We start from the raw sequence: 3,646 nt of genomic DNA, 5'->3' as shown, positions 1-3,646 counted from the left end.
GGGGAGCCAATCGGGGCGGGCCGTTGCGCACCTGATACCTATCGCACCGAATTCTTGAAGGAACCATGACGCAGCAGATCGCCCTGGGCCAGAAGTTGATCGTTTCCCCGCCGGCCACCTCAGCCAACCTCGGTCCTGGCTTCGATTCGCTGGGCCTGGCCCTGGAATACCGCGACCGCCTCGAAGTGCGCACCGCGCGGTCCAGCAGTGTCGAGATTTTCGGCGATGGGGCGCAGGAGCTGCCACGCGATGAGTCGCATCTGATCATCAAGGAAATGCACCGCTACTGGAAAGACGCCGGTTTTGAACCGGTTGGCGTCCAGCTGGTCGCGCACAACAACATCCCGCACGCGCGCGGCATGGGATCCTCGGCCGCGGCGATTGTCGCGGCCTACGCCGCCGCCGATGCGCTGCTTCCAGCCCCAGCTCGTGGCGGGACCGAGCGGATCTTCCAGGCGGCTGCAGCGTGGGAAGGGCACCCGGACAATGTGGCTCCGGCGGTCTTTGGCGGGCTGAGCATCTCTGCCACCGATGCCGCCGGCAGCTTCAGCTCGGTGCAGGTGCCCCTGCACCCGGACCTGCGCGCAGTGCTGGCGATCCCGTCCAACGGCTTGTCCACCGAGGTCGCGCGCGGCGCGCTGCCTGCACAGGTCGACCACGCGGTAGCCGCGGCGAACAGCGCGAGCGCCGCGCTGCTGATCCATGCGCTGAGCAACGATCCGCGCCAGCTGCTGGGCGGCACCAAGGACTACCTGCACCAGGACTATCGCGCCGCGGCCATGCCCGAAAGCGCGGCGCTGATTGCCAAGCTGCGCGGCGCAGGACTGGCCGCAGTGGTTTCCGGTGCCGGACCGACCGTGTTGACCCTGGTGGCCTGCGATGAACAGGTCGCTGCCGTGCAAGCGGCCATCGATGAATTCTCTGCAGGATCTCCAGTGTCATGGCGTGCTGAAGTTCCCAAGCTGGCCGCCAACGGTGTTACAGTAGAAGTGCTGTAACACCATGGCAGGCCGGATAGCTGGGCAGTAGCCCGGTCCGAATCCTTTGTGGCCAGTGTTGATGCGGATAAATTCGGTTCTCGAACCCCATTTCATCCGTCCAGCCGTCCCGGATCTTCCTGCAGTTCGCAGCAACTTTGATATCCCGCATTCAGGTACGTCTTCGTGCCTAGGAGATGTCAGTCTCTCTAATCCACTGCAGTTTTGCCTCGAATTCTGGGCCATCTTGCGGGGAGAAAGTGAAGTAGCCACGAAATCTTCGGCTGCTGAACATCATTTACGGCATAGTGGGCCTGCCTTGAAGCGGCCCATCCTACGAGTCAGAAGGAACTTTCGTGACCGAAACCACGAGCCTCAACGAAGGCGTGGACACCAAGACTTCCGAAAACAAGAGCGCCGGACTGGCCTCTTTGAAAATGACCCAGCTCCAGCAGTTGGCTTCGCAGCTGGGTATCACCGGCGGTTCGCGGATGCGCAAGGCTGATCTGGTCAAGGCCATCGGCGACCACCAGCGCGGTGGTTCCGTTGCCGCCAAGGACGCCAAGGCCGCACAGGAAGCGAAGTCTGCCAAGACCGAAGCTCCCGCAGCGAAGGCTGAAGCTCCAGCTGAGCAGGCCAAGGAAACCAAGACCCGTGCACGTCGTGCGCCAAAGGCCGCGGCCCAGGCGCAGGCTGAGACCGAGAGCGCACCAGAGGCCGGCGCGGCTGCTGAAGCTCCGGCTGAAAAGCCAGCTCGCGCACGCCGCACCTCGCGCCGTGTGACCGACTCGGGCAAGGTTGCGGCTCCTGCCGAAGCCAACGAAGCCGCTACTGAGGCTCCAGCCGAGAACCAGGCAGCAGCCGAGGAGTCCAAGGCTCCACGCCAGCGCCGCAACTCGCGGAACAACAAGCCGGTTGACCAGCCAGCAGAGCAGGCAGCCGAGCAGGCCGAGGCACCGGCGGAGAACGCCGAGAGCAACGGCGAAGCACGCGAAGAGCGCCGCGAGCGCGGCAACCGCCGTGAGCGTGGCAACCGCCGCGATCGCAACACCGAGCGCACCGAGCGCACCGAAGTTGCCGAGTCGGAGAACGCTGAAGAGCGCACCGACCGCCGCGAAGAGCGCCGCGAGCGCAACAACCGCCGCAACGAGCGCAACAACGACCGCAACGAGCGCAACAACGACCGCAATGAGCGCAACAACGATCGTGCTGAGCGCAACAACGATCGCAATGATCGCAACGAGCGCAACAACGACTCGAACGACTCGGAGAACATCGAGGACCGTTCCGAGCGTGGCGACCGCAATGACCGCCGCGAGCGCCGTGAGCGCAACAACGACCGCAACGATCGCAATGACCGCAGCAACCGCCGCGAGCGCAACAATGATCGCAACGATCGCAACAACGACCGTAACGATCGCAACAACGACCGTAACGATCGCAACAACCGCAACCGCCGCAACCGCCGTGATGACGACGAGCCGCAGCTGAGCGAGGACGACGTCGTATTGCCGATCGCCGGCATCCTGGACGTGCTGGAGAACTACGCCTTTGTGCGCACCTCCGGCTACCTGCCCGGCCCGAACGACGTCTACGTCACCCTGGGCCAGGTCAAGAAGTACAACCTGCGCAAGGGCGACGCCATCGTTGGCGCGATCCGCCAGCCACGCGAGGGCGAGACCCCGAACCCGCGCCAGAAGTTCAACGCCCTGGTGCAGCTGACTTCGGTCAACGGCAAGAAGCCAGAGGACAACCGCGAACGCGTCGAGTTCAACAAGCTCGTCCCGCTGTACCCGACCGAGCGCCTGCGCCTGGAAACCGATCCGAAGCTGGTCGGCCCGCGCGTCATCGACCTGGTCGCGCCAATCGGCAAGGGCCAGCGCGGCCTGATCGTTTCGCCTCCGAAGGCCGGCAAGACCTTGATCCTGCAGGCCATTGCCAACGCGATCACCATCAACAACCCGGAAGTGCACCTGATGATGGTGCTCGTTGATGAGCGTCCCGAAGAAGTCACCGACATGCAGCGCACCGTGAAGGGCGAGGTCATCGCCTCGACCTTCGACCGCCCGGCCGATGACCACACCACCGTGGCCGAGCTGGCCATCGAGCGCGCCAAGCGCCTGGTGGAAATGGGCATGGATGTCGTGGTCCTGCTGGACTCGATGACCCGCCTGGGCCGTGCCTACAACCTGGCCGCTCCGGCCTCGGGCCGCATCCTCTCCGGCGGCGTCGACTCGGCAGCGCTGTACCCGCCGAAGCGCTTCTTCGGTGCAGCCCGCAACATCGAGAATGGCGGCTCGCTGACCATCCTGGCTACCGCCCTGGTGGAGACCGGTTCCAAGATGGACGAGGTCATCTTCGAGGAATTCAAGGGCACCGGCAACATGGAGCTGCGCCTTTCGCGCCAGCTGGCCGAGAAGCGCATCTTCCCGGCAGTGGATGTCAACGCTTCCTCGACCCGCCGCGAAGAGCAGCTGATGAGTGCCGAAGAAGTGCGCATCATGTGGCGCCTGCGCCGCATGCTCTCGGGCATCGATCCGCAGCAGGCACTGGAAGTGCTCACCGGGAAGATCCGCGAAACCGGATCGAACGCGGAATTCTTGATGCTGGTCAACAAGACCACTCCAAACAAGGATTAGCACCACCCACCGCCATGGGGGGCAGCCAGC

Annotated in this window: 2 protein-coding genes; both read left to right on the top strand. The window is 64.3% G+C overall.

The genetic code is table 11. From position 1 onward, the window contains the following. Positions 1 to 65 precede the first annotated feature (65 nt). A complete protein-coding gene (gene thrB, locus ACNPM8_RS10295; protein WP_105658403.1) occupies positions 66 to 998 on the top strand; it encodes a homoserine kinase in 933 nt (310 codons plus the stop codon). Positions 999 to 1,333: 335 nt separating this feature from the next. After that, on the top strand, positions 1,334 to 3,616 hold the full coding sequence (rho, locus tag ACNPM8_RS10290; RefSeq protein WP_448939790.1) for a transcription termination factor Rho: 2,283 nt from the start codon (positions 1,334 to 1,336) through the stop codon (positions 3,614 to 3,616). The last annotated feature ends 30 nt before the right edge of the window (positions 3,617 to 3,646 follow it).

The sequence above is a fragment of the Glutamicibacter sp. AGC46 genome, assembly GCF_053543715.1.
Note: the sequence above shows the minus strand (reverse complement) of the source record. Positions and strands in the feature narration are given on the sequence as shown.

What these genes read in the sequence shown, in the direction of transcription:
- thrB (WP_105658403.1), top strand. Translation starts at nt 66, where the DNA reads ATGACGCAGCAGATCGCCCTGGGCCAGAAGTTGATCGTTTCCCCGCCG.